General features: G+C 63.1%; 26 protein-coding genes and 2 tRNA genes. 13 read left to right on the top strand and 15 right to left on the bottom strand.

Annotated elements, in window-relative coordinates; genetic code table 11:
- Positions 1 to 138 precede the first annotated feature (138 nt).
- The 11 genes from NKH99_RS21950 to NKH99_RS21900 form a co-directional block, all read right to left on the bottom strand.
- Positions 139 to 1,470, bottom strand: coding sequence for an ABC transporter substrate-binding protein (locus NKH99_RS21950; RefSeq protein ID WP_352516270.1), 1,332 nt, complete (start codon positions 1,468 to 1,470; stop codon positions 139 to 141).
- A 49-nt stretch (positions 1,471 to 1,519) separates the two neighbouring features.
- Positions 1,520 to 2,557 carry a branched-chain amino acid ABC transporter permease gene (locus NKH99_RS21945; RefSeq protein WP_023722896.1) on the bottom strand — a complete coding sequence of 346 codons (1,038 nt, stop codon included), beginning with the start codon at positions 2,555 to 2,557 and terminating at the stop codon, positions 1,520 to 1,522.
- A gap of 3 nt (positions 2,558 to 2,560) precedes the next feature.
- Complete coding sequence (locus tag NKH99_RS21940; protein ID WP_352541345.1) at positions 2,561 to 3,457, bottom strand: branched-chain amino acid ABC transporter permease; 897 nt, start codon at positions 3,455 to 3,457, stop codon at positions 2,561 to 2,563.
- The gene (locus NKH99_RS21935) at positions 3,457 to 4,359 is read right to left on the bottom strand and encodes an ABC transporter ATP-binding protein (RefSeq protein WP_352517943.1); all 903 of its coding nucleotides are present in this window, start codon (positions 4,357 to 4,359) and stop codon (positions 3,457 to 3,459) included. The genes NKH99_RS21940 and NKH99_RS21935 overlap by 1 nt, the downstream gene beginning before the upstream one ends.
- Before the next feature lie 55 nt (positions 4,360 to 4,414).
- Complete coding sequence (gene sfnG, locus NKH99_RS21930) at positions 4,415 to 5,515, bottom strand: dimethylsulfone monooxygenase SfnG (protein WP_023722893.1); 1,101 nt, start codon at positions 5,513 to 5,515, stop codon at positions 4,415 to 4,417.
- 27 nt (positions 5,516 to 5,542) lie between these two features.
- Entirely contained in the window at positions 5,543 to 6,112 is a 570-nt protein-coding gene (gene msuE, locus NKH99_RS21925) for an FMN reductase (RefSeq protein WP_353015488.1), read from the bottom strand.
- A 199-nt stretch (positions 6,113 to 6,311) separates the two neighbouring features.
- Positions 6,312 to 7,199, bottom strand: a complete 888-nt coding sequence (locus NKH99_RS21920) for an ABC transporter permease (protein ID WP_352774736.1) — start codon at positions 7,197 to 7,199, stop codon at positions 6,312 to 6,314.
- Positions 7,196 to 8,155, bottom strand: coding sequence for an ABC transporter permease (locus NKH99_RS21915; RefSeq protein WP_352685312.1), 960 nt, complete (start codon positions 8,153 to 8,155; stop codon positions 7,196 to 7,198). Before NKH99_RS21915 ends, NKH99_RS21920 begins: the two co-directional genes overlap by 4 nt.
- A 7-nt stretch (positions 8,156 to 8,162) precedes the next feature.
- Entirely contained in the window at positions 8,163 to 9,800 is a 1,638-nt protein-coding gene (locus tag NKH99_RS21910) for an ABC transporter substrate-binding protein (protein ID WP_353015485.1), read from the bottom strand.
- Between the two features lie 33 nt (positions 9,801 to 9,833).
- A complete protein-coding gene (locus tag NKH99_RS21905) occupies positions 9,834 to 10,610 on the bottom strand; it encodes a DUF427 domain-containing protein (protein ID WP_353015483.1) in 777 nt (258 codons plus the stop codon).
- Positions 10,611 to 10,624: 14 nt separating this feature from the next.
- The gene (locus tag NKH99_RS21900; protein ID WP_353015481.1) at positions 10,625 to 11,983 is read right to left on the bottom strand and encodes an LLM class flavin-dependent oxidoreductase; all 1,359 of its coding nucleotides are present in this window, start codon (positions 11,981 to 11,983) and stop codon (positions 10,625 to 10,627) included.
- A gap of 191 nt (positions 11,984 to 12,174) precedes the next feature.
- On the opposite strand from NKH99_RS21900, the gene NKH99_RS21895 reads away from it, so the two are divergent.
- The 3 genes from NKH99_RS21895 (at position 12,175) to NKH99_RS21885 (ending at position 14,906) form a co-directional block, all read left to right on the top strand.
- Positions 12,175 to 13,977: a dipeptide ABC transporter ATP-binding protein gene (locus NKH99_RS21895; protein ID WP_353015479.1), complete on the top strand. Its 1,803-nt coding sequence runs from the start codon at positions 12,175 to 12,177 to the stop codon at positions 13,975 to 13,977.
- A gap of 295 nt (positions 13,978 to 14,272) precedes the next feature.
- Positions 14,273 to 14,500 (top strand): hypothetical protein, encoded by a 228-nt coding sequence (locus NKH99_RS21890; protein ID WP_352541336.1) that lies wholly within the window; start codon positions 14,273 to 14,275, stop codon positions 14,498 to 14,500.
- A gap of 67 nt (positions 14,501 to 14,567) precedes the next feature.
- Positions 14,568 to 14,906, top strand: coding sequence for a BRA0787 family protein (locus NKH99_RS21885; RefSeq protein ID WP_352613946.1), 339 nt, complete (start codon positions 14,568 to 14,570; stop codon positions 14,904 to 14,906).
- A 165-nt stretch (positions 14,907 to 15,071) separates the two neighbouring features.
- Here NKH99_RS21885 and NKH99_RS21880 read toward each other — a convergent pair.
- Positions 15,072 to 15,146 (bottom strand) — tRNA-Thr (locus NKH99_RS21880).
- 121 nt (positions 15,147 to 15,267) lie between these two features.
- Between NKH99_RS21880 and NKH99_RS21875 the strand changes: the two genes are divergently transcribed.
- From NKH99_RS21875 to NKH99_RS21830, 10 genes are all read left to right on the top strand, one after another.
- Positions 15,268 to 15,513: a hypothetical protein gene (locus tag NKH99_RS21875; RefSeq protein WP_502900092.1), complete on the top strand. Its 246-nt coding sequence runs from the start codon at positions 15,268 to 15,270 to the stop codon at positions 15,511 to 15,513.
- A 157-nt stretch (positions 15,514 to 15,670) separates the two neighbouring features.
- On the top strand, positions 15,671 to 16,963 hold the full coding sequence (murA, locus tag NKH99_RS21870; RefSeq protein WP_023677408.1) for a UDP-N-acetylglucosamine 1-carboxyvinyltransferase: 1,293 nt from the start codon (positions 15,671 to 15,673) through the stop codon (positions 16,961 to 16,963).
- Between the two features lie 301 nt (positions 16,964 to 17,264).
- Positions 17,265 to 17,699, top strand: coding sequence for a DUF2948 family protein (locus NKH99_RS21865; protein ID WP_352470153.1), 435 nt, complete (start codon positions 17,265 to 17,267; stop codon positions 17,697 to 17,699).
- A 4-nt stretch (positions 17,700 to 17,703) separates the two neighbouring features.
- Positions 17,704 to 18,996 (top strand): histidinol dehydrogenase, encoded by a 1,293-nt coding sequence (hisD, locus tag NKH99_RS21860; protein ID WP_352470152.1) that lies wholly within the window; start codon positions 17,704 to 17,706, stop codon positions 18,994 to 18,996.
- A 2-nt stretch (positions 18,997 to 18,998) separates the two neighbouring features.
- Positions 18,999 to 19,484: a UPF0262 family protein gene (locus NKH99_RS21855; protein WP_352470151.1), complete on the top strand. Its 486-nt coding sequence runs from the start codon at positions 18,999 to 19,001 to the stop codon at positions 19,482 to 19,484.
- The gene (locus NKH99_RS21850) at positions 19,472 to 19,954 is read left to right on the top strand and encodes an arsenate-mycothiol transferase ArsC (RefSeq protein WP_502900094.1); all 483 of its coding nucleotides are present in this window, start codon (positions 19,472 to 19,474) and stop codon (positions 19,952 to 19,954) included. The genes NKH99_RS21855 and NKH99_RS21850 overlap by 13 nt, the downstream gene beginning before the upstream one ends.
- A gap of 89 nt (positions 19,955 to 20,043) precedes the next feature.
- Positions 20,044 to 20,262, top strand: coding sequence for a translation initiation factor IF-1 (gene infA, locus NKH99_RS21845; protein WP_006200926.1), 219 nt, complete (start codon positions 20,044 to 20,046; stop codon positions 20,260 to 20,262).
- A 25-nt stretch (positions 20,263 to 20,287) separates the two neighbouring features.
- Positions 20,288 to 20,917: a Maf-like protein gene (locus tag NKH99_RS21840; protein WP_352470150.1), complete on the top strand. Its 630-nt coding sequence runs from the start codon at positions 20,288 to 20,290 to the stop codon at positions 20,915 to 20,917.
- Positions 20,914 to 21,105, top strand: coding sequence for a DNA gyrase inhibitor YacG (gene yacG, locus NKH99_RS21835; protein ID WP_023677402.1), 192 nt, complete (start codon positions 20,914 to 20,916; stop codon positions 21,103 to 21,105). Before NKH99_RS21840 ends, yacG begins: the two co-directional genes overlap by 4 nt.
- Positions 21,106 to 21,424: 319 nt before the next feature.
- Positions 21,425 to 21,500: transfer RNA gene (locus tag NKH99_RS21830), tRNA-Phe, on the top strand.
- Between the two features lie 189 nt (positions 21,501 to 21,689).
- Here the strand turns inward: NKH99_RS21830 and ggt are convergent.
- Genes ggt through NKH99_RS21815 form a run of 3 tightly spaced genes read right to left on the bottom strand, consistent with a single transcriptional unit; the run spans position 21,690 to position 24,733 of the window.
- Positions 21,690 to 23,282, bottom strand: coding sequence for a gamma-glutamyltransferase (gene ggt, locus NKH99_RS21825; RefSeq protein WP_353015477.1), 1,593 nt, complete (start codon positions 23,280 to 23,282; stop codon positions 21,690 to 21,692).
- A gap of 21 nt (positions 23,283 to 23,303) precedes the next feature.
- Positions 23,304 to 24,023 carry an ABC transporter permease gene (locus NKH99_RS21820; RefSeq protein WP_352501748.1) on the bottom strand — a complete coding sequence of 240 codons (720 nt, stop codon included), beginning with the start codon at positions 24,021 to 24,023 and terminating at the stop codon, positions 23,304 to 23,306.
- Complete coding sequence (locus NKH99_RS21815) at positions 24,020 to 24,733, bottom strand: ABC transporter permease (protein ID WP_502900093.1); 714 nt, start codon at positions 24,731 to 24,733, stop codon at positions 24,020 to 24,022. Before NKH99_RS21815 ends, NKH99_RS21820 begins: the two co-directional genes overlap by 4 nt.
- Positions 24,734 to 24,751 lie beyond the last annotated feature (18 nt).

Genomic DNA, 24,751 nt, shown 5'->3' with positions numbered 1-24,751 from the left:
CCTGAGACTTTTTAAAAAAATACCCCGCACCCCCGGCGACTCCCGTATTGGAGCTTTTTTGCGGGGTTTTAAATATTTCCATCCAAAATTGCCTTTAAACCGCGCCGGGCCGGTGGGCGGGCCGCGAGTTGTTGGACTTCAGTTGCTGACCACTGCTTCGGCGTCTTCGGCCGTGCGGATCTTGATGCCCTTTTCCTTGGCATAGGCCTCGGACGACTTCTCGATGATCGGACGCAGCAGCTTCCAGTCGGGCGCAATCCAGTCGGAGACGACGTTCCACTTCTTGCCGTCCCACTGCTGGAAGGTCACGTAGCCGTCACCTTCGTGATTGTCCCAGGAGACGTTGATCGAGTGGAACAGGTCCTTGGCGCCCAGCGCCTCGACGCGTGCCGGATCGAGCTTGAGATGCTCGAAGCCCCAGCGGACTTCGTCGCCGGTGAGCGTGCGGTTGCCGAACTTGGCCTGCGCGATGCGGACCGCCTCGACATTGAGGATGCCGTTGACGATGCCGAGATTGTGGTAGACCGAGCCGATACGGCTCTTTTCCTCGAGATTGCCTTTGCCGGCGCCGTAGACCGTTTTGACGATCTCCTGGACTACCGGATACTGCTCGCCTGACGCCTGGGTGGTGATGGCCGTATAGCCCTTGGCGGCATCGCCGGCGGGGATCACATCCTCTTCCGAATTCGACCAGACATTGCCGACGATGTGATCGGCCGGGAAGCCGGTCTTCTGCGCGGTCTTGAGCGCAACCGGGTTCATCACGCCCCAGCCGCGCAGCACCACATAGTCCGGATGCTCGCGACGGATCGTCAGCCACTGCGCCTGCTGCTCGTTGCCTGGATGCGGAACCTCGATCTGCGACAGCTCGAAGCCGTATTTCTGCGACAGCAGCTCATAGATCGGAATCGTCTCCTTGCCATAGGGCGAGCCGTGATAGAGCACGACGATCTTCTTGCCCTTGAGCTTGTCGAGGCCACCTTCCTTGGAGGCGATATAGTTCACGATGCCCGAGGTCTCGCTGTAGGGATTGAGCAGCAGCGGGAAGACGTAAGGGAACACGCGTCCGTCCGTGGTGTCGGTGCGGCCGTGGTTGATGGTAATCAGCGGCACCTTGTCATCGGTGATGCGGTCGATCATGGCATAGGCGATGCCGACCGAAAGCGGGTTCCAGGCGGCGATGCCGGGATTGCTCTTCAATCGTTCATAGACCTCGACGCCCTTCTCGACCTCATACTGCGTCTCGCCCTCGCTCCAGGTCAGTTTGACGCCGTTGACGCCGCCGTCGCGGATGTTGATCAGGTTGAGATAGTCGATGAAGCCGCCGAAGAAGCCGGTGCCGCCGGCGGCATAAGGGCCGACGCGGTAGCTCTGCAGGGGAAAATACTGCTCGTCGGCGTGGACCGCCGTCGCGCCGAGGACGAAAGCCGTGGCGATCGCCGCTTTCTTGAGGTGACTGAAGAAGGTCATGGCTTGCGTCTCCTGAGGTTGTGGTCCGTGAGAGGATGTCGAGCGGCGCTCAGCTGGACCTTGAGCCGATCCGTCGTTTCAGGCGGTCGAAGAGGGCCGACAGCCCGTTCGGTTCCGCGATGAGGAAGATGATGATGAGCGCGCCGAGCACGATGCGCTGGCTCATGTCGAGAACACCCGAATCGAACAGTCCGCCAAACAGGAAGGCGCCAAGCCGCGACAGGATGAGCGGAAAGATGACGATGAACGCCGCTCCCAGAAAGGCGCCGCGTATCGAGGCCAGCCCGCCGATGATGATGATGAACAGGATCTGGAACGAGCGGTCGAGATTGAAGCCGGCCGGCTCGACGGTGCGCAGATAGGTGAAGGCCCACAGCACCCCGGCGACGCCGATGATGAAGGACGAGATGGCGAACGCGAGCAGCTTGGTCTTCAGCACAGGGACGCCGATCACCCGCGCGGCGGTTTCGTTGTCGCGCACGGCGATGAAATTGCGGCCGGTCGCGCTGTTGACCAGGCGCCAGACGAGCGCCGTGAGCACGATGACCGTGGTCACCGAGAGCAGGTAGCGGCCCGTCGCCCTGTCGAGCGAGAAGCCCGCAACGGCAAGGTGCGGCGCCGAGATCACCCCGGAAGGGTTGTCGTTGGAGAACCAGCCGAACTTGGTCAGCGCCCACTGCACGAAGAACTGGGCGGCGAGCGTCGAGACGGCGAGATAGAAGCCGCGCAGGCGCAGGCTCGGCAATCCGAACACGACGCCGATGCCGGCGGCCGAAATCCCGGCCAGGATCATGGTTGCAGCCAGCGGCAGTCCTTCGACCCGAAGGTTGAAATTGTAGGCGGCGAAAGCGCCGACCGCCATGAAGGCGGAGGAGCCCAGCGAAAGCTGGCCGCAATAGCCGGTCAAAAGGTTGAGGCCGACCGCCGCCAGGCTGAGCGCAAGGAACGGCAGCAGGATCGCCTCGACGAGATAGCTCGACGCATAGGCGGGGATCAGGCCGTAGGCCACGGCAATCAGGGCGACGGGCAGAGCTAACCTCTGCCAGTCGATGGGAAGCCTTGCGGCATCGAGCGCTTGCACGGCCATCGGTCAGACCCTTTCGACAGTCTTCTGGCCAAACAGGCCGGAGGGGCGCACCAGCAGGACGACCAGCGCCAGCGCATAGGCGAACCAGCCTTCGATGCCGCCACCGAAAAAGGGTCCGAGGTAGACCTCGGCGAGCTTCTCGCTGGCGCCGATGATGAGGCCGCCGACGATGGCGCCGAGGATGGAATCGAAGCCGCCAAGCACCAGCACCGGCAGCGCCTTCAGCACGATCAGCGACAGCGAGAACTGGACGCCGAGGCGCGCGCCCCACAAGAGCCCCGCGACCAGTGCCACGAACCCCGCGGCCGTCCACACCGTCCCCCAGATCCGGGGCAGCCGCAGCCCGACGGCGAGCGCGGCGAACTGGTCGTCTGCGACGGCGCGAAACGCCAGGCCGATGCGGGTCCAATAGAAGAATGCGCTCAAGCCGGCGACCATCGCCGCGGCAATGCCTGCAGCAAGAAGATCGAACGACGATATCAGGATACCGCCGACCTCGAACGGCGTGTCGTCGATGCCGAGATCGAGCCCGTGCACCTGCGTGCCCCACACCAACTGGGCAGCGCCTTCAATGATGTAAGACAGGCCAAGCGTGGCCATGAACAGCGTCATCGGCGAGCGATTGACCAGCGGCCTCAGCACAGTTCGCTCGATGGTGAAGCCCAGCGCAACCATGACCGCGAGGGTAATGAGCAGCGAAAGCGCAAACGGGATGCCGCGTTCGACAAGGCTGACAAAGGTGAGTGCGGCGAACAGCACCATCGACCCTTGCGCGAAGTTCAGCACGCCCGACGTCTTGTAGATCAGCACGAAACCGATGGCGACGAGCGAATACATGACGCCTGAGAGCAAGCCACCGACCAGCACCTCGATGACGAAGAGGAAATCATAGTAGCTCATCAGATGCCCTCGCCATCTTCGCCTTCGGCGGTGCCGATATAGGCCCGGATCACCGCCGGATTGGCCCTGACCTCGGCCGGTGTCCCGTCGGCGATCTTGCGGCCGTAGTCGAGCACGGCGACGCGGTCGGAGAGCCCCATGACCACGCCGATGTCGTGTTCGATGAGGATGATGGTGACGTCGTGCCGGTCGCGCGCTGCGCGCACGAAACCGGCCATCTCGGCCTTCTCGGTCGCCGTCATGCCGGCCATCGGCTCGTCGAGCAGCAGGATCTTCGGCTCGGCGACAAGCGCGCGCGCCAGTTCGACCCGCTTCTGCAGGCCGTAGGGCAGCGTTGCGACCAGGCGATCGGCGACGGCCTCGAGATGCAGGAAGGCGATTGTCTGGTCGACCTTTTCAGCGATCGCGGCATCTTCGCGCCGGGCGCGCGGTAGACCGGCGATATGTTCGACGAAGCTGGCGCGCCGGGTGTGGACGCGGCCCGACGCGATGTTGTCGCGCACTGAAAGCCCACCGAACAGTGCCAGGTTCTGGAAGGTGCGCGCGACGCCGAGCCGTGCCAGACGGCTTGCCGACACCCGGGAGAAGGACTGGCTATCGATCGCGATCTTGCCCTGATCGGCGTGATAGAGGCCGCTGATGATGTTGATCAGCGAGGATTTGCCGGCGCCATTGGGACCGATCACAGCGCGAATCTCGCGGCTTTTGACCTCGAGGTCGACATCCCGCAGTGCCGTGACGCCACCAAAGGAAATGCTGATCCCGCCCAGCGCCAGGATCGCATCAGCCTTTGCCGACAGGCGCGCCGGGCGCGTGTCCTCGACGGGACCAGCACCAGCAAGAATGCCGGAAATTTCGGGCGCGCGCTCGTATGCGGCGGCTCCCAGCGAAGCACCAATCATGAAACGTCCCTGATTTTGAAGGCGTGCGGGCGGCGGCCTGGAGGCCGCGCGTGTCCTATTCCGCGGCGACGAGCTCCCTGTCGCGCGCCGCTTCCAGTTCGCGCACCAGAGGGATGACGCGCTTGCCGAAGAACTCCACCTCTTCCTGGAAATGCAGGAAGCCGAGCAGTATCAGATCCGCGCCGGCATCCTTCAGCTTGAGGATGCGTTCGGCAATCTGTTCCGGCGTGCCGATGAGATTGCTGCGGAAGCCGTCATTGTATTGGACAAGATCCTCGAACGAGGATTTCGCCCAGTTACCCTCGCCTTCCGGCGACGCCTTGCCGGCATTCTTGACCTGATCGGCGAAACCCTGCACCGCCTCCGGATTGGCCTTGGCGATGATCTCGTCGAGCACGGTGCGCGCTTCTGCCTCGGTTTCGCGAGCGATGGCAAAGGCGTTGACGCCGATCTTGACCTTGTGGCCATTGGCCTTCGCCTTGGTCTTGATGTCGTCAACCTGCTTCTTGATCTCTTCCGGCGTGTTGCCGTTGGTGAAATACCAGTCGGAAACCCGCGCAGCCATGTCGCGCGCCGCGCGTGATGAGCCGCCCTGGAAGATCTCCGGCTGCGGATCGATCGGCTTCGGCTTCATCGAGTAGTTGGTAAAGCGATAGAAGTCGCCCTTCAGAGTGAAATTGTCCTCGGTCCAGATGCCGCGCAGCGCACGGATGAATTCCTCCGAACGGCGATAGCGCTCGTCATGGTCGAGCCACAGCTCGCCGATGGCGGCGAACTCACCGCGGAACCAGCCGCTGACGACATTGACGGCGACACGGCCATTGGTCAGGTGGTTGATGGTGGCTATCTGCTTGGCCGCCAGCGCTGGATTCCATGGGCCGGGCAGGATCGCCGCGATGACTTTCAGCGTTGTGGTCGCCGCAAGCAAGGCATGGCTGAACGATACCGATTCGTGCTGGTTGTCGGCGCCATAGCCGGCCGTGAAGCGTATTTGGCTCAGCGCGTAGTCGAAGCCGTTGGCCTCGGCGATCTGGGCGAGCTTGCGGTTATAGTCGATGTCCCAGCCGGTCCGCTGCTCGATGTTGGAGATGACCAGGCCGCCCGAAACGTTCGGGACCCAGTAGGCGAACTTCACGTTGTCGGAATTCGAGGTCATTTCGTTCGTTTCCCCTTTTGATTGGCTTCAACCGACGCGCGTGGCGACGGCAGTGTTTGCATCACTGGAATTAAGCAAGGAAATCGCTTCGGTAGCGGCCCGTGAGATGCGCTCGATAATCGCCGCGCCGACGATCTTGGCATCGACGAAATCGTCGGGCGCGCCGTAGACGCCGGTCGGGACCGTGACGGCCCCGAAAAAACCGAACAATGGCCGGAGCTGATGTTCGAGAACCAGGCCATGGTATGGACTTCCGCCGGTTGCCGCGAGAAGCACGGTCTTGCCCGTCAGTGCACGATGATCGACGAGGTCGAACAGGTGCTTGAGAGCGCCGGTGTAGGACGCCCGATAGACCGGCGTTCCGACCACGAGCAGGTCGGCCTTCTCGACACGCTGGATGATCGCTTCGCCAGACGCGCCGAGCGCACGACGAGACAGCCCGGCGAAAATCGAAGGCGCCGCCTCGGTGATTTCGATCACGCCGGTGTCTGCCGGGACGCGCAAGGCGACTGCCTTGACCAGCGCGTTGACCACCGCGGTAGTGCGCGATGGTGTGCTTACGCCGCCGGATATTCCGAGAACCGATAGCCTTGCCAACTCGTCAATCTCCCGGACCCTGCATGCGCATCGGGTCATTTCCAAACCGGGGCAGACGATATTCGACAAAATCTATAGAGATAAGGAACTACGTTCCGATTTTTCGGCCTCGCGGAGAAAAATGCCGTTCTGCTAATGGACGTAGCAATGTCCGTATAGCGAGCAGACCGAAGCTCAGGCCATCAATACGGCTTCGCATTCATCCATCACCATTTTCAAACGCGCCTAAGCCTTGGGCAATTAGGTTCGTTGCCATGACCAGTGAAACGATCGCGCCGGAATTGAAAACGACGACCCACCATTTACCGCCGGTCAGGAAGCCGTAGCCGTCGGCGACGGCTAGCCCCCAATCGGCGGAAGGCGGCTGGATGCCGAGGCCCAGAAAACTCAGCGTCGCGATCGAAAAGAACGCGTAGCCCAGCCGAGTGACGAACTCGATGAGGATGGTCTCCCTGATGTTGGGCAATATCTCCAGGAACATGATGGCGAGCGCGCCTTCGCCGCCAAGCCGGGCGGCGCTGACATAGTCGCGCTGCTTCTGCTCGCGCACGGCGGCGCGGACGGTGCGCGCCACCAGCGGCGCATAGGCGATGCCGATCACCAGGACGACCGTCAGGTTCGACGGCCCGATCGCCACCAGCGTCATGGTGACGAGAACGATGAATGGAAACGCCATCAGTGTATCGAGCAACCGCGCGCCGATGGCATCGGTGAGGCCATCGAAATAGCCGAGCACCAGGCCGATGATGCTGCCGGCGGCAACGCCGACCAGCGTCGCCAGCGGCGCAACCAGCAGGATATCGCGCGATCCGACGATAATGCGGGACAGCACGTCGCGGCCGAGCTGATCGGTCCCGAACCAGTGCGAGGCATCGGGCGGCGTCAGCATCGCCAGAAAATCCTCGGCATAGGGATCATACGGAACGAAAAGATTGCCTGCTACCGCGCATACGACCCAGAACAGTAGCAGCAGCGTTCCGATCACGACCGATGGGGGCAGTCCGGAGAAGGCACTGCCGATCCTGCGCACCGCCGGAAAACCGGCCACGGCGCGCCGTGATGCGGGAAACTCCGTCAGATCCGTCATGGCGAGGTCCGACGGCGTTGCCGCGGATCGAGCAAGGCCAGCACGAAGTCGCCCGCCGCCGCCGAAAGAACAAAGATTGCCGCCATCACCAGCACCCCCGCTTCAAGCATCGGGAAATCTCGCGCCTTGGCCGCGTTCAGAACCAGATTGCCAAGTCCCTGGATGCCGAACAGCGCTTCGATCACAACCAGCCCGCCAAGCATGTATCCGGTCTGCGTCGCCAGCACCGCGATGGTCGGGGTCAGCGCATTGCGCAGCACGTGCCGAAGGATGATCTCGCGCCGCTCAAGCCCTTTCAGGACGGCGGTGCGTGTGTAGTCGGCGGCCATCGCCTCGATCACGCCGGCCCGCGTCATCCGGGCGATGTAGCCGGCAAGATTGAGCACCAGCGGCAGCGCCGGCAGGATCAGATAATAGCCTTGCGTCCAGAAGCCCGCGCCATCCGGCGCAACGCCTGAGATCGGGAACCAGTTCAGCCACAGGCCGAAAACGATGAGCAGCATCAGGCCGGACACAAAATCCGGCACGATGCCGAAGGAGACGCCCGCCATCACGATCAGCCGGTCGATGAGGCGGCCGGCGTTGAGACCGGCGATGACACCGCCGCCAACCCCGAGCGGAATGAGAAAGACCAAAATAATGCCGGCAAGGGATGCGGAGCGCTTCAGGCTCTCCTGCACGAACGGGGCCACCGGCGCGCGCATCGAAAGCGAGGTGCCGAAATCGCCTGACACCGCCTTGCTGAACCAGAGCCAATACTGGACGAGAACTGGCTGGTCGGCGCCCAGCCGCTTGTTCAGCTCCGCCACCGCCTGCGCGTCGGCAAACGGCCCGAGCATCACGCGGCCGACATCGCCGGGCAAAACCTGCCCGGCGAAGAAAACCAGGACACTGACAAGCCACAGCGTGAGGACAAGAGTGCCCACACGCGCTGACAGAATGCGGCCGGTCAGCATGTCGCGATCATGCCTGGACGAAGGAAACGCGATCGAGCAGCAGATGCGAGATTGCGGTGAAGCGCACGCCCTCGACCTTCGAGCTGACAATCCGGCTGTATTGCGAGAAGTAGCTGATGATCGCCGGCGTCTCGTCAAGCAAAAGCGTCTGGATCTTGCCGGCAGCAAGGCGCTGGGCATTGAGGTCACGCGCCTTCGAGTAGTCGAGCAGCAGCGCATCATAGCCGGGGTTGTTGAAATGCGCCGCGTTCCAGGCTCCCGTACTCTTCAGCGTGGCGTTGAGGAAGATGTCGGGCGTGCCGCGATGGCCGTAGTCGGTGATGCCGAGAACCGAATCCAGCCAGGGCGAGCTGCCGAAGGTCGCCGAGCCGTAATAGGCGTCCTGCGGCAGGACATTGAGCTTGACATCGATGCCGACCTTCTTGGCGAAGTTCTGGATGATCACCGCATAGTCGGGAATGTCATAGGCGCGTTCGGTGGTCAGCGTCACCTCGAAGCCGTTCGGCACGCCAGCCTCGCCAAGCAGCCGCTTGGCCTCCGTGATATCGTGCTTGCGCTGCGGCACCGACGGATCGGCCGAAGGGAAGATCGGCGCGAACGGGGTGTCGTTGCCGACGATGGCGCGGCCCTTCAGCAGGCCCTTGACCACCGCCTCGCGGTCGATGGTGAGTGCCAGCGCGCGGCGGATGCGCTTGTCGGTGAACGGCGCCTGGTCGGTTCGCAGATGCACCTGATCATGCGAGCTTGCCTGCACGCTGAGCAGCTTGAAGGCGGGGTTGCCCTCGATCGCCAGTTCCAGGCGCGTCGTGCTCGGGATGACGTCGAGCTGGCCGGCCTGCAGCGCCAGCACCTGGGCCTGCTCGTCGTCGAAGAACTTGATCTCGACACGATCGGGAAGTGCCTTCTCGCCCCAGTAATCGGTGTTGCGCACGAAGCTGGCGCCTTGCTTGGGACGGAAGGATTCGAGCTTGAACGGGCCGGTGCCGTTGAAAGTCTTCTCGAAATCGCCGGCATAGTCGGCCGGCAGGATGACCGCATTGTAGACGTCGGAGGAGACATAGAAGGGAAAGTTGCTGTTGGGACCGTCGAGATCGAAGGCGACTGTCTGCTCGTCGACCAGTTTGGCGCCACCCTTGGACAGGATGCCCTTGTAGGCTGAGAGCGCCGACGAGCCGCTGGCCGGATCGACCAGCCGCTCGAAGCTCGCCACCACGTCCCTGGCGGTGACCGCGCGGCCATCGTGGAATTTCACCCCTTGTCGCAATTTGAAGGTCCAGCGGCTGGCTGTCTCGTCGGCCTCCCACGACAAAGCGAGCTTCGGCTGGAGACCGTCCTTCGGATCGTCCAGGATCAGATATTCGCCGACCTGGCTGATCACCCCGATGCTGGCCGGATCGGTCACCGAAACCGGATCGATCGCCTTGGTCGGCTGACCGAGCCCGACACGAACCGTGCCGCCGGCGGCGGCCGCGGCGCGTGCGGCTCCGAACCCCTGCGAGGCGGCAAAGCCTGTCAGGCCGAGCAGTGCGGCGTATTTCAGGAGATCGCGGCGCTTGAGAAAGCCGCCCTGATATTCGTCGACGGCGACATTCCAGATGTCCCCCGACAGGCTGCGAAGTGCGTCGATATCCCTGCGTTTGGTCATGTTAAACCCTGCTTTGAAATGAAAATTGAAAACCTATGCGACGGGTTCGCCGTCGAGATGGATGCGGTCAACGGCCTGCGGATAGAAGGCGATGAGGCCTTTGATCTTCGGCATTTCGGCGATTGGTTCCCGGTAGCTCCAGGCGATGTCCGGGCGCACCGTTCCGTCGCTCAGCAGCCCCGACCAGTAGGAGGCAATGCCCTTGTAGGGACATCGCGTCGTTGTAACGGACGCCGTCAGCCGCTCCAGCCGGATGTCTTCCGCCGGTAGATAGAAACGCGTCGGCAGATGGGTCTCGAACAAAAGCACCGGGCGGTGACTGTCGGCGATCGGCTCGCCGTCGAACCAGACCTGCACATGGCTCGTGCTTTGCAGCACATCAATGCGCGCATAAGGGTCTCGCGCATGGACGAAGACCTCTTCGTCCTCCTCGAACCATTGGTCGACGGCCTTCCAGGTGAAGGCGATCCGCCCGGCCAGGGACGCCAGCGCTTCGTCCGGCGGCGAGATGAACGCCCACGCCGCGTTGGCACTGCGCCTGTCGCCGCTGTCGATATCCCAATAGGCCGTCTCGCCACCGACTGGATGCGGTTCGCGATGCAGCGAGGGCTTCAGCACCGACGGGTCTACCGCTGACGCCGGGAAGAAATAGATCGGCAGGAAATGGTTGGAGCGCAGCACCAGCACGTTGCGGCTGTCGGCGATGGTGCGGCCGCCGAATTTGACCCGCACACGCTTGGGGCTTTGCAGGACATTGACGAGCTGCGGCGCGGCGGCTTCGCGAGGCTGCAATCTTGGCGCGACGGTCATGATCGTTCTCCCGGTCAGGACACGGCGCGTGCGTTGTCGCGCTGCTCGGCGAAGCGGTTTGCCGGCCGCGCCAGACCGAAGCGGTCGCGCAGCGTTCCCGGCGCGTATTCGGTCGGGAACACGCCGCGGCGCTGCAGCTCCGGCACCACCTGCTCGGCGAAATTCACCCAGTCCTCGGGCAGCAGCGGGAACATCAGGTTGAAGCCGTCGGCGGCGCCTGAAACGAACCAGTCCTGCAGCTGGTCGGCGATCTGCGCTGGGGTGCCGGCGACGGTCGGCACCGAACCGCTGTTGGCGAGCTTGCGGGCAATCTCACGCAGGCTGAGATTCTGCTTGGCCCACTGCTTGACCCGGTTGAGCGATGTGCGCCCGCCATTGAAGGTGCTCTCGTCCGGCAGCGGCGGCAGCGGCCCGTCTGGCGGATAGACGGAGAGATCGATGCCGCTCCAGCTGGACAGAAGGTCGATGCCGACCTGATCGGGCAGCAGGGTTTGGAGGTATTCCTGCTTTTCGCGGCCTTCCGCCTCGGAAGCGGCGACAATCGGCAGGATGCCCGGCAGGATCTTGAAGCTCTCCGGCCGCCTGCCGTGGCGGGCAAGCCGCTCGTTGATATCCTGGCGATATTTGATTCCATCCTCCTTGGTGCTGTAGACGGCGAAGTGGGCATCGGCCTGGGCGGCGGCGAAGTTCTTGCCGTCCTCGGACGAGCCGGCCTGGACGATCAGCGGGTGGCCCTGCGGCGGCCGCGAGACGTTGAGCGGCCCGCGCACCTTGAAGTGCTTGCCCTTGTGATCGATGGGGTGGACCTTGTCGGGATCGGCGAAATAGCCCGTCTCCTTGTCGATCAGCAGCGCCTCGTCTTCCCAGCTGTCCCAAAGCGCCTTGACGATATCGAGGAATTCGGCCGCGCGCTCATAGCGGAACGCATGTTCGATGTTGCCGTCGCGGCCGAAATTGCGCGCCTCCTCGTCCATGGCCGATGTGACGACGTTCCACGACGACCTGCCCTTGCTGATATGGTCAAGCGAGGCGAACATGCGCGCAACATTGTAGGGCTCGCTGTACGAGCTCGACACCGTGGTGATCAGGCCGATGTGTTTGGTCACGCCGGCCAGTGCCGACAGCAGCGTCAATGGCTCAAGGCGGGCATTGGCGTAGTGGGCGACACCGCTCTTGACCGAATCCCAGATCGAAACGTGGTCGGCGACGAAGATGGTGTCGATCCTGGCCCGCTCGGCCGCTTGCACGAGATCACGGTAGAACTCGAAGTCCAGCACCTCCCGGCCCGGCGCCCGCGGATGGCGCCACGACATCCGATGATCGCCCTGCGGGTTGAAGAAAAATGCGCTGAGGATCATGTGGTCTCGAGCCATGCCAGTCTCCTTCCAGATCTGCCCTGGAGATTGTCGCACTGCTTCGGCAAGCGGCGACAATCGCTCTTGAGCCATGAAAGTTAGATTGCGCTCCGCCCTAATTCGAGTAACTTTATAGATATAATGCGTTGCGAAAGTGGAAGCGATTGCCCTCGATCGCGACGCTGGAAGAAAGTGGTTTCAAGCTCCCAATGTCCTCCTCGGTTCTGAACGTCGACCAGCTTTCCATCGCCTATGAAGGGCGCAATGGATCGCATCCCGCCGTCAGTGGCGTCTCCCTGCGCATAGGCGAAGGCGAAGCACTCGGCCTTGTCGGCGAGTCTGGATCGGGGAAAAGCTCGGTGGCGCTCGCCATCCTGCGCTATCTGCCGAAGAATGCCCGCATCGCGGCGTCAGCGCTGGAGTTCCAGGGCCGCGAAATCCGCGACCTTTCCGCCGAGCAGTTGCGCCAACTCAGGGGAAATCATATCGCCGCCGTCTACCAGCACCCGGGCGCGGCCCTCAACCCAAGCATGACGATCGGCCGCCAGATCACCGAGACGATCATGCGGCATCGCCCGGTGCGCCATGACGAGGCGCGCGAGCGGGCTTGCGAACTGCTCGGGCGCGTTCGGGTGAGCCATCCGGAGCGGGTGCTGGGGCTCTATCCACACGAACTCTCCGGCGGCATGCAGCAGCGCGCCAACATCGCCATCGCGATTGCGCTCGACCCGTCGCTGCTGGTGCTGGACGAGCCGACGACGGCGCTCGACGCCAGCGTTCAGTCCGAGATCATCGCCATCCTCTCCGGCCTGCGCAAGGACCACAAGACCAGCATTCTGCTGATCAGCCACGACATCAACATGACCCGGCGCTCCTGCGACCGGGTGGCGGTGATGCAGTCGGGAACCGTGGTCGAAAGCGGCGCCGCCGGCGATGTCTTCGACAACCCCTCTCACGCCTATACGAAGGCGCTGATCGCCTCGATCCCGGCGCTCAACTACACGAAGCGGAATGGAAGACTGGCGGAGACGGACGGCCTGCCATCGCACTCGGCGGTCCAGAATGAAGACGCGGGCCGGCGCAAAGAACGCCGAATCGCGATCGCCTGCAAAGGCATCAGCCATGCGTTCGGCAGCCAACTGGTGCTCAGCAATATCGATCTCGATATCGGCCACGGCGAGACCTTCGGGCTGATCGGCGAATCCGGTTCCGGCAAGTCGACGCTGGCAAGGATCGTCACCGGCCTACAGATGCCAGACGCCGGATCGGTCGAGCTGTTCGGCAGGACGGTCGCACCGCGCGTCGAAAAGAGAAGTATTGGCGAACGCCGCGATGTGCAGATGGTTTTCCAGTCGCCGGATCGCACGCTCAATCCGCGTAAGCGGATCGGCAGGATCCTCGGCCGCCCGCTGCGCCGGCTCGCCGGCCTGCGCAGCAGTGAGATAAAGGCCCGCCTCAGCGATTTGCTGCAATCGGTTCGCCTTGCCGGCGCCACAGCCGAGCAGAAGTCGCGATCACTATCCGGCGGCCAGCGGCAACGGGCGGCCATCGCACGGGCCTTCGCCGGCGTGCCGAAGGTCGTCGTGCTCGACGAACCCACTTCGGCGCTCGACGTTTCCGTCCAGGCAACTGTTCTCAACCTGCTCAACGACCTGCAACGCGACAAGGACACGACCTATCTGTTCATCAGCCACGATCTCAGGGTCGTGCGCTACATGGCCGACAGGATCGGCGTGCTGTACCGCGGCCGCCTGGTCGAAACCGGCTCATCCGACCAGATTTTTCACGGACCCAATCATCCCTATACGAAACTGCTGCTGGCGGCGTCTTCAGACGATGCAGCGCCGAAGATCATCTCTCAGGCCGACATCGCGGCGGGCCCGAGCCAGGGATGCGCCTTCGCCGGCCGTTGCTCGCTCGCTGTTGCTGATTGCTGGAAAGCCGAACCGCCCCTCAGCCAAGCTGGCGACGAGCACCTGATCGCATGTTGGCGGCTCGACCAAGGTTCATGAAGGACGGATGATCATTCTGAAGATCCGTCGCGCTCGCGAGGAAGGCGCGATGGAGCTGATCCCCGTCGCAAAGTGCCAAGAGACCGGGAGCTGCGGCCGTTCGAGGCGCGGATAGCAGGAAGCTTGGCGATCAAGCATCCACCGTAGTCACAGGCAAGCTCGCATGGTATTTCGTCTGAGGCTCGCTCCTTACAAGCCAATGTCTACAAGTTTGATAGACATTTGCTAAGAAGCCGGTCATACTGCCCGCTTCAAGTGCCTGACTTTTCGCCGTCCATGTTCGCAGGATCAGGAGATGACGATGACGCAGACATTTCTGGAAGCCGTTCCGGGCTGTATCAGGATCGTGATCGGCGCCCTTTTCCCGCCCATGGAGCGTTCACGTTATGCGCCGGATCAGGCGCAGGCGGACGACGCTTCTGACTCCGAGGCGAAATTTCGCCGCTCAGGACGGGATGAAGCCTTCTATTGGGGCATCGGCACTTGCGGCTATTGGGTAGGCGCCCGTCGCATCCGGCCATAGACCAATCATCGAAATGCGGGGGTTACCTGGCAGCATTGGCTGGCTGCCGCGATCCAGGAGGAGACCGATGACCACACGCCTTTTACCCGCACTGCATGAGGGCCATGCTCCGATTCATTTGCACGGAGCCTTCGACGATGCCTTGGAAGCTTACCAAACCTGGATTCCGGGAACGGACGAGCCGCACGTGGAATTTGAGGACCAGATGGTGCCGATCAGTTCGGTCTTCGGCCGCATGCGGACCTGCACCGATATTCTTCCTTGGCGCATCGAGGGCGATGTCCTAGAGGTTGTCGGCAATGCACTGGTTTTCGGCGGCGAAAAGGCGATCACTTACGCCGATGCCGCTCTGGTCCTTCGCGCTTTGTGCGTGAAGCGGCTCCGGAGCGGCGACGTCGGCAACTAACAGGCGACGCTGCATAGGTTCCCGTCAAAGCCGGAGGAGCCGGGCACAAGGCAGCTCGGCTCCGTATCATTCAGCCGGTATGCGTCGCGATCTGCCCTGATAGCCTCTATTTGCTCAGTCGGTCATGCGCGGCGATGGCCATAGCTCTGCATGGTGCGGATAGACTGGTGCTGCGAGAGAGGATTGAACTCTCGACCTCTCCCTTACCAAGGGAGTGCTCTACCACTGAGCTACCGCAGCCGCCGATGGCGGGGCTTCTGCCATATCGAACCGGCAAGCGCAAGGCCAAGACAAAGACGGGTTGAAAGGCCGCACCGGGCGATCGTTGCGGACATGGCCGTGCCACAATGTTGGCTATCCCTTGATCCGCACCGGCGGGTCGCCGGCCGGGGACAGAACGATGAACGGCAAGACAGTTTCTCCGAACAAGGATGGATCACCGAAGAAGGATGGTTCAGCGAAAAAAGCCGGAACGGGCCGCAAGGACCGGCTGGCCGAGCAGTTGCGCGCCAACCTGCAGAAGCGCAAGGCGCAATCGCGGTCGCGACGGACCGGCGACGCCGATAAGCGGCCGGAGGGGCTGCAAGCGGTGATGAAAAAAGATTAACGCGAATCGGCTATGTTGGTCGCCGGTACTTTGGCCAAGTCGGCGTGGGCCAAAGTGGGGAGTAGCCTGTTTCTTGAACCAAGCCGGCCAATGGTCTAGATGGCCGCAACAGACTCAACCGATTTAAACCGGCCTTGGCGCCGAGGGGACGCTCTTCATGGATCGCATCAGAATTGTCGGCGGCAACAAGCTTGCCGGAAGCATTCCGATCTCGGGCGCGAAAAACGCTGCGCTGCCGCTGATGATCGCCGCGCTTTTGACCGATGACACGCTGACGCTGGAGAACGTGCCGCATCTGGCCGATGTCGAGCAGCTGATCCGCATCCTCGGCAATCACGGCGTCGACTATTCGGTCAATGGCCGCCGCGAAAAGCAGCAGGAAGGCTATTCGCGCACCATCACTTTCTCCGCCCGCAACATCGTCGACACGACGGCGCCTTACGAGCTGGTGTCGAAGATGCGCGCGTCGTTCTGGGTGATCGGACCGCTGCTGGCCCGCATGGGCGAAGCCAAGGTGTCGCTGCCCGGCGGCTGCGCCATCGGCACACGGCCGGTTGACCTCTTCCTCGAAGGCCTGCAGGCGCTGGGCGCCGATATCGACGTCGACACCGGCTACGTCATCGCCAAGACCAGGAACGGCCGGCTTGTCGGCAACCGTTATGTGTTCCCGAAAGTTTCGGTCGGCGCCACCCATGTGCTGATGATGGCGGCCTCGCTGGCCAAGGGCGAGACGGTGCTCGAAAACGCCGCGCGCGAGCCGGAGATCGTCAACCTCGCCGAATGCCTCAACGCCATGGGCGCGAAGATCTCGGGCGCCGGCACGGCGACCATCACCATCGACGGCGTCGAGGCGCTGTCGGGTGCCCGCGTCAGGGTGATCCCCGACCGCATCGAGACCGGCACCTATGCGATGGCGGTGGCGATGACCGGCGGCGACGTCGTGCTGGAAGGCGCGCGGCCCGACCTGTTGCAGACGGCGCTCGACATCATTTCGCAGACCGGCGCCGAGATCACGCAGACTAATTCCGGCATCCGCGTCAGGCGCAACGGCGCCGGCATTTCGCCGGTCGATGTGACGACGGCGCCCTTCCCGGCTTTCCCGACCGATCTGCAGGCGCAGTTCATGGGCCTGATGACGATGGCCAAGGGCAAGTCGCGCATCACCGAGACGATCTTCGAAAACCGCTTCATGCACGTCCAGGAACTCGCCCGGCTAGGCGCCCACATCACGCTGTCCGGCCAGACGGCGATCGTCGACGGCGTAGCGAAGCTGAAGGGCGCGCCGGTCATGGCGACCGATCTTCGGGCCTCGGTGTCGCTGGTCATTGCCGGCCTTGCAGCCGAAGGCGAAACCACGGTCAACCGCGTCTACCATCTCGACCGCGGCTTCGAGCGGCTGGAGGAAAAGCTGTCCGGCTGCGGCGCGGAGATCGAGCGCATTTCGGGGTGACCATAGCAGGCTCAGGTCGGCGCTGCCCCTCATCCCCCTGCCGGGACCTTCTCCCCGTATAGGGACGGGGAGAAGGGACGCCTCGCGAAGGATTTCGCCAATCTCCAGCGTTGCGGGAGGGTGCCGAGGTTGCGGCCAGCCCCTTCTCCCCGTCCCTATACGGGGAGAAGGTCCCGGCAGGGGGATGAGGGGCAGCGCTGACCGGGGCGATTGCCTGGACAAGACCTCCGGCGCGGTTGCACGAGCAGGAAAGACCGCCTAACAGAAGGTCGAATAATCAACTCGCAGGTGCGAATTCCGCATGAATGGCCTCAAGCTTGTCGCGCTCGACGATCAGGATCTGAGCATCATCTCGGCGCATGTCCAGGATGCTGTCATGAAGGTCAGCGATCTCGAATACCTGCCTTCGGTAAAGCGCTTCGTGCTGACCATGAACCGCTTCGTCTGGGAGGCGAAATCCGGCTTCTTCCGCCAGCACAATGAGCGGCGGCAGGCCGTGCTGCATTTCGACCGGGTGCTCGGCGCCAAGACCAGCGGCATTGCCCGCGACAAGCCGGACGAGGTGCTGTCACTGCTGGCGATCAGCTTTCTCGCGCTCGACAAACCGGCCGGCATCGTCGAGCTGATCTTTTCGGGCGGCGGCGCGATCATGCTCGATGTCGAATGCATCGAGGCGCGGCTTGCCGATGTCGGCGGCGCCTGGGAAGCGACGTCGCGCCCGGTCCACAGGGTTTGAGCCGATGGCCATCACGCTTCGCCAGTCCGACGCCGATTTCGAGCAGCGCTTTGCCGCGTTCCTGCTGACCAAGCGGGAAGTCTCGGCCGATGTCGACGCCGTGGTGCGCGAGATCATCGCCAAGGTGCGTGCCGAGGGCGACGCGGCGCTGGTCGGGTACACGCAGAAATTCGGCGGCGGCGACCTGGCCAGGCTCGGCATCGCCGTCTCCAGAGACGACATTGCCAAGGCTTACGAGGCCGCCGATCCGCAGACGGTCGAGGCGCTGAAATTCGCGCGCGAGCGCATCCGCTCCCACCACCAGCGGCAGCTGCCGCAGGACGACCGCTACACCGATGCCGCCGGCGTCGAGCTCGGCTCGCGCTGGACGGCAATCGAGGCCGTCGGGCTCTACGTGCCGGGCGGCACGGCGAGCTATCCGAGCTCGGTGCTGATGAACGCGGTACCGGCCAAGGTCGCCGGCGTCGAGCGCATCGCCATGGTGGTGCCGGCCTCCGGCGGCGAGGTGCCGCCGCTGGTGCTTGTGGCAGCCGATCTTGCCGGTGTCTCCGAAATCTACCGCGTTGGTGGCGCCCAGGCGATCGCGGCCCTTGCCTATGGTACCGAAACGATAAAGCCCGTCGCCAAGATCGTCGGTCCCGGCAATGCCTATGTCGCGGCGGCCAAGCGCCAGGTGTTCGGCACGGTCGGCATCGACATGATCGCCGGGCCGTCGGAAGTGCTGGTTGTCGCCGACGGCAGCAACGATCCGGACTGGATCGCCGCCGACCTACTCGCCCAGGCCGAACACGATGTGTCGGCGCAGTCGATCTTGATCACCGACGACCGTGCCTTTGGCGCAGCGGTAGAACAGGCGGTGGAGCGGCAGTTGCAGAACCTGCCGCGCGGAGAAACGGCGGCGGCGAGCTGGCGCGATTTCGGCGCCGTCATCCTGGTACCGACGATCGAGGCAGCACTGCCGCTGGTCGACCGCATCGCGGCCGAACATGTCGAGCTTGCCATCGACGACCCAGAGGCGTTCCTGGCGCGGATGCGCAATGCCGGTGCGGTGTTTCTCGGCCGCCACACACCGGAAGCCATCGGCGACTATGTCGCCGGCTCCAATCACGTGCTGCCGACGGCGCGCTCGGCGCGCTTTTCGTCCGGGCTTTCGGTGCTCGATTTCGTCAAGCGCACTTCGATCCTGAAGCTCGGGCCGGAGCAGTTGCGGGCACTGGCGCCGGCGGCGATCACGCTCGCCAAGGCGGAAGGCCTCGATGCGCATGGACGCTCCGTCGCCATCCGGCTGAACATGTAGAAATGTCCGACTACGACCAAACCCGCGCCAGGCTGATCGATGTCGAGCTCGACGAGACGATCGGCCGCTCGACGCCCGATGTCGAGCATGAGCGGGCGGTGGCGATCTTCGACCTGATCGAGGAGAACCGCTTCCAGCCGGTCAATGACGACGGCGCCGGGCCGTACCGGCTGAAACTGTCGCTGGCCGAGTCCCGGCTGGTGTTCGCGGTGACGCGCGAGGACGGCGCAGCCGTGGTCACCCACATCCTGTCGCTGACGCCGCTTCGGCGCATCGTCAAGGACTACTACATGATCTGCGAAAGCTATTACGATGCCATCCGCACCGCGACGCCAAGCCATATCGAGGCGATAGACATGGGCCGGCGCGGCCTGCACAATGAAGGCTCGCAGAGGCTGATGGACCGGCTTGCCGGCAAGATCGAGATTGACTTCGACACGGCGCGCCGGCTGTTCACGCTGGTTTGCGTGCTGCACTGGCGAGGCTGAAACTGGCCGCCCCGCTGCCCCGCCAGATCCTGCCCCGCTCGATCCTGTTTGTCTGCGGCATGAACGCCGTGCGCTCGCCGATGGCCGAATTGCTGGCGCGCAAGGTGCTCCCGCCTACCACCTTCGTCGCCTCGGCGGGAGTGCGCGGCGGCGAACGCGATCCGTTCGTCGATGCCGTGCTGGCCGAAGAAGGGCTGTCGCTCGGCGAACGGCACCCGAGAACGATGGATGACCTCGAGGACGATTATTTCGACCTGATCGTCACGCTGGCGCCGGAAGCCCACCACATCGCGCTCGAACTCACCCGCTCGCTGGCCGTCGAGGTCGAGTATTGGCCTATGCCCGACCCGACCGGCATCAGCGGCACGCGCGATCAGATCATGGCCGCCTACCGCGACGTGCGCGAGCGGCTGAAGGGGCGGATCGGCCGCCGTTTCCTCGGCAACGGGGCTGAAAACGCCGCGGATTAAGCATGTTCACAAGCGGGCGTTTATCATATAGGTTCCGCGCAACTTTCCGGCCGGGGCGCTGGAAGTACCCATCCAAGCAAAGGTATCGAATGCCGAAGGAAGAAGTCCTCGAGTTTCCGGGTGTCGTGACGGAACTGCTGCCCAACGCGATGTTCAGGGTCAAGCTCGAAAACGAACATGAAATCATCGCCCATACGGCCGGCCGCATGCGCAAGAACCGCATCCGCGTTTTGACCGGCGACAAGGTCCTGGTCGAGATGACGCCCTACGACCTGACCAAGGGCCGCATCACCTACCGCTTCAAGTAAGTTCAAGGACCCGGCCGGGATCGCGATGGGCATTTTGCAGAAGCTCGTGCTTGCCTCGGGTTCGCCACGCCGGATCGAGCTGCTGCAGCAGGCCGGCATCGAGCCGGACCGTGTGCTGCCGGCTGATGTCGACGAGACGCCGCTGCGCGCCGAACACCCGCGCTCGCTGGCCAAGCGCCTGGCGACGCAGAAGGCCGAGAAAGCGCTGGCCTCGCTGAAAACCGAGACGGACTACGCGCCGAGCTTCGTGCTGGCGGCCGACACGGTGGTTGCCGTCGGGCGACGCATCCTGCCCAAGGCCGAGACGCTCGACGACGCCGCCAACTGCCTTGGGCTTTTGTCCGGCCGTTCGCACCGCGTCTATTCCGGCATCTGCCTGATCACACCTGGCGGCAAGCAGCGCTTGCGGCTGGTCGAGACCAGGGTGCGCTTCAAGCGGCTGCCGCGCGAGGAGATCGAGGCCTACATCGCATCCGGAGAATGGCGCGGCAAGGCCGGCGGCTATGGCGTCCAGGGGCTTGCCGGCGCCTTCGTCGTCAAGCTTGTCGGCTCCTACACCAACGTCGTCGGCCTGCCACTCTACGAGACGGTAGCGCTTTTGAGCGGCGAAGGGTTTAAGGTGCACGCCAACTGGCTGTCGGGTGCGCGGATATGAGCCCGGACGACAAGGTCACGCCGTTGCGGCCCAAGCGGCCCTGCCCCGAATGCGGCAAGCCATCGGCGCGCGAAACCTACCCGTTCTGCTCGACGCGCTGCAAGGACATCGACCTCAACCGCTGGCTGAAGGGGGTCTACGTCATCCCGGGCCGCGACGACGAGGATGAGAACGACGACCAGAAATAGCACCGTCCACCTGCGGTTTTCCACAGGCTTGGGACGGTTTCGCAGCCGCGATCGTGACCGATGATCGGCCTTGCGGACTGCCTGTCGTTTCCCGCCTGAAATCAATGTCCAGAACTTGTTCCATCCGGACACTGTCGGACGGAACAGCTTCTGGCGTTTTGTCTGAGCATGATCTTTTCCGAAAACCGGATTCCACTTTTCGGGATCATGCTCTAAGCGCTGGACAGGCCGGATTCCCGTGCTATAACCCACGCGCTTTCAAGGGGTGCCGACGGCGCTTTCATGAACCCGGTGTGCAGATTGCCGCCCACCGGAGCAGGCCCAGATAGCTCAGTTGGTAGAGCAGCGGACTGAAAATCCGCGTGTCGGTGGTTCGAATCCGCCTCTGGGCACCATTTTTCCCTGTACGGCTCGGAGACATGGGTAACAGTTTGTACCTAAGACATGGGTGACAACCTCGCGCCGATCGGATTGTCGATGGCGTGCAAGAATTATCGGGACCATGGCGCCAGCGGCTCCTGCTCGGCCAAATGTCAATGGAGAGCATCTTCGGCATCTTGCATCCCGCTCTGGCCATAACCGCTCTACAGACCGAGGGCGCAGCCGTCCTTGCGCGGTTCAGAACCGCCCAGCAGGGTCCCGTTTGCCCAATCGATGCGAATGGCCTGCGCACCGCCGATCGGGTCCGTGGCGGGAATGATTTCGAAACCGCGTCGGCTAAGTTCAGCTACGGTTTCGCCAGCGAGCCCGTGTTCGGCCTGGACGTTCATGGTGCCGCTGACGGGGGCGACCCGCGGCAGATCAATCGCCTCCTGCAGATCCATCCCGAAATCGAGCACCTTCGTCAGCAGGTGCGCGTGGCCCATTGCCTGGTAGTAGCCACCCATAACGCCGAAAGGCATTTCTGCCCGGCCGTCTCTCGCAAGCATCCCGGGTATGATGGTATGCAAAGGTCGCTTGTTCGGCGCCACTGCATTGGGGTGCTTGGGGTCAAGCGAAAAGCTTTGCCCGCGATTGTGCAAGACGACACCGGAGCGTGGCGAGACCAGGCCCGAGCCAAAGCTGTCGAAGACCGAGTTGATGAAACTGACCGCATTGCGATCCTTGTCGACAACCGAAATATAGACCGTGTCGCTGTGCAGCGGCATATCGAAGGCCGGCAGGTCCGCGCGGGCGCGCTTTAGGTCAATCATGCCGGCCAGACGATCGGCCCAGGCATTCGACAACATGTCGGCCACCGGGACCTCGGAAGTGTCGGGATCGGCGACGAGCAGGTCACGCGCGGCGTAAGCGAGGCGTGTTGCTTCGATTTCCAGGTGAAGCCGGTCCGCGGATTGCGGGTCGCCGTGCGCTTCGAAGCGCGAGAGGATGTTTAGAATGAGCAGCGCGATCACACCCTGGCCATTCGGCGGACATTCGAACACATCGCAGCCTCGGAACGCCGTGCTGATCGGGGTCACGTATTCGCCTGTTGCCGAGGCGAAATCTTCAAGTGTGTGCAATCCGCCGAGCCCACGAAGATAGGCGACCATGTCGTCGGCCACAGGGCCAGTATAGAAGGCCTCTCGTCCCTTCTTGGCGATCAGCCGCAGCGTTGCAGCCAACTCAGGCTGGCGATGCACTTCGCCAACACGTGGCGCGCGGCCGTTTGGCAGGAAAATCCGTTTCGCGGCTACATCGGAGGCCAGAAGTTCTTCTTCCAACGCCCAGTCACGATGGACCCGCGGTGAAATGGCGTAGCCTTCCTCGGCGAAACGTATAGCGGGGGCCAGGATTTGATCGAAGCGCATATGTCCATGATCAGCGTGCAATCTGGTCCAGGCATCGATGGCTCCCGGGATGGTGACGGAGCCGGGAGAATTGCGGGCCACCTCGGCCATGCCACGTTCGAGGAACCAGTCAATTGTCAGGGCGGCGGGTGTCCTGCCCGATCCGTTGTAGGCGATGACCTCGCCGGATCCGTTTCGCGACAGAAGAGCGAAGCAGTCGCCTCCAATGCCGGTCGAGGCTGGCTCGACGACACATTGCACCGCGCAGGCTGCGATGGCGGCATCCATGGCGTTGCCGCCGGCCGCCATGATCTCGACCGCCGTCAGGGTCGCCGACGGATGAGAGGTGGCGGCCATGGCCTCGCGTGAAACGACGACCGAGCGCGTTGGTTTCTCAAAATTTCGCATGCTATGCCCTTCTGATCGTGCTCAAGAGGCGGCGTCGCTCATCGTCGAGGGGCGGTGCCGCAGATGCCGCGACATCCAGTATTCGAGTGCCGCCAAGGCACGGATGATCGCGAAGTTCAAAGCGAGATAAATGGCGCCCGCGCAAATGAAGACTTCAAAGGCGCGGTAGGTCTGGGAGATCAATCCCTGGGCAATTCCAGTCACCTCCATCAAGGTCACGATGGAAGCCAGAGACGTGCCCTTGATCATCAGGATGATTTCATTGCCGTAACTCGGCAGCGCCTGGCGAAAGGCCAACGGCAGGATAACGTGCCGATAGGTCAAACAGGTGGACAGGCCGACAGACCGCGCCGCCTCGACAAGGCCGCGTGGCACCGATTGAATCGCGCCGCGGAGGATTTCGCTGCCATAGGCGGTGGTGTTGAGGGTCAGCGCGATGATTGCGCACCAATAGGGTTCGCGGAAAACGGCCCATAATCCAATTGCCGACAGTTGGTGCCGGAACTGACCAAGGCCATAATAGGTCAGAAAAATCTGCACCAGCAGAGGCGTGCCCCTGAACACGGCAACGAAGCCACGGATCGGCAAGACGACGAAGGGCGATTCCGATTGCTGGGCAAGCGCCAATGTGACGGCAAGAATGAAGCCGGCAACGATGGAAGTCAGGGCCAGTTCCATCGTGAGCGGCAGGCCGGCGAGTAGCTTCGGCAGGATCTCGAGGAAAAAACTGAAATCTATCATGCCGACCGGACGCGCCACGGCGCCTTCCGTTCCAGATGGTAAAGGGCGTGGCCCGTGACGGAAGCGATAGCCAGATAGAGCAAGGCTGCAGCAATGTAGAAGATGAACGGTTCACGGGTCGAACCTGCAGCGATCTGCGCCTGGCGCATCAGTTCAACGAGGCCGATTACCGATATCAGCGAGGAGTCCTTCAGAACCAACTGCCACACATTGCCGAGACCTGGCAGCGCGTATCTCAGGAGCTGGGGAAAAATAACCTGTCGCAGCCGCTGCAGCCGGTTGAGACCAAGCGCGCAAGCGGCGTCGTGCTGTCCCTGGTCGATGGCGACGTAAGCCCCTCGATAGACCTCGGCTTGATAGGCGCCCGAGATGATCGCGATAGCCAAGGTTCCGGTGGCAAAGGCCGGAACGCCGACGAATCCGGACCCGCCCAGGCTATGACCAAGCGAGGTCAGGGCGACACTACCTCCATAGTAAAGCAGATAAATGGTCAGAAGGTCGGGCACGCCCCTGAAAACCGTGCAATAGCCAAGGGCCAAGAACCTCAATATTTTGGAGTTGCGGAGACGCCCGGCCGCTGCCAGCCCGCCAAATACAGCGCCAAGCGCAAAGCCCAGCATAGACAGGAGCACTGTGACCGAGGCCGCCATGAGAAGAGCAGCCCCCCAACCTCCGTGCTGGAAACCAAGCAGCCGGAATGCGTCAACCATTGATACCCCCGGCATTGA

The organism is Mesorhizobium sp. M0854, from assembly GCF_040319815.1.
GTDB lineage: Bacteria > Pseudomonadota > Alphaproteobacteria > Rhizobiales > Rhizobiaceae > Mesorhizobium.
Note: the sequence above shows the minus strand (reverse complement) of the source record. Positions and strands in the feature narration are given on the sequence as shown.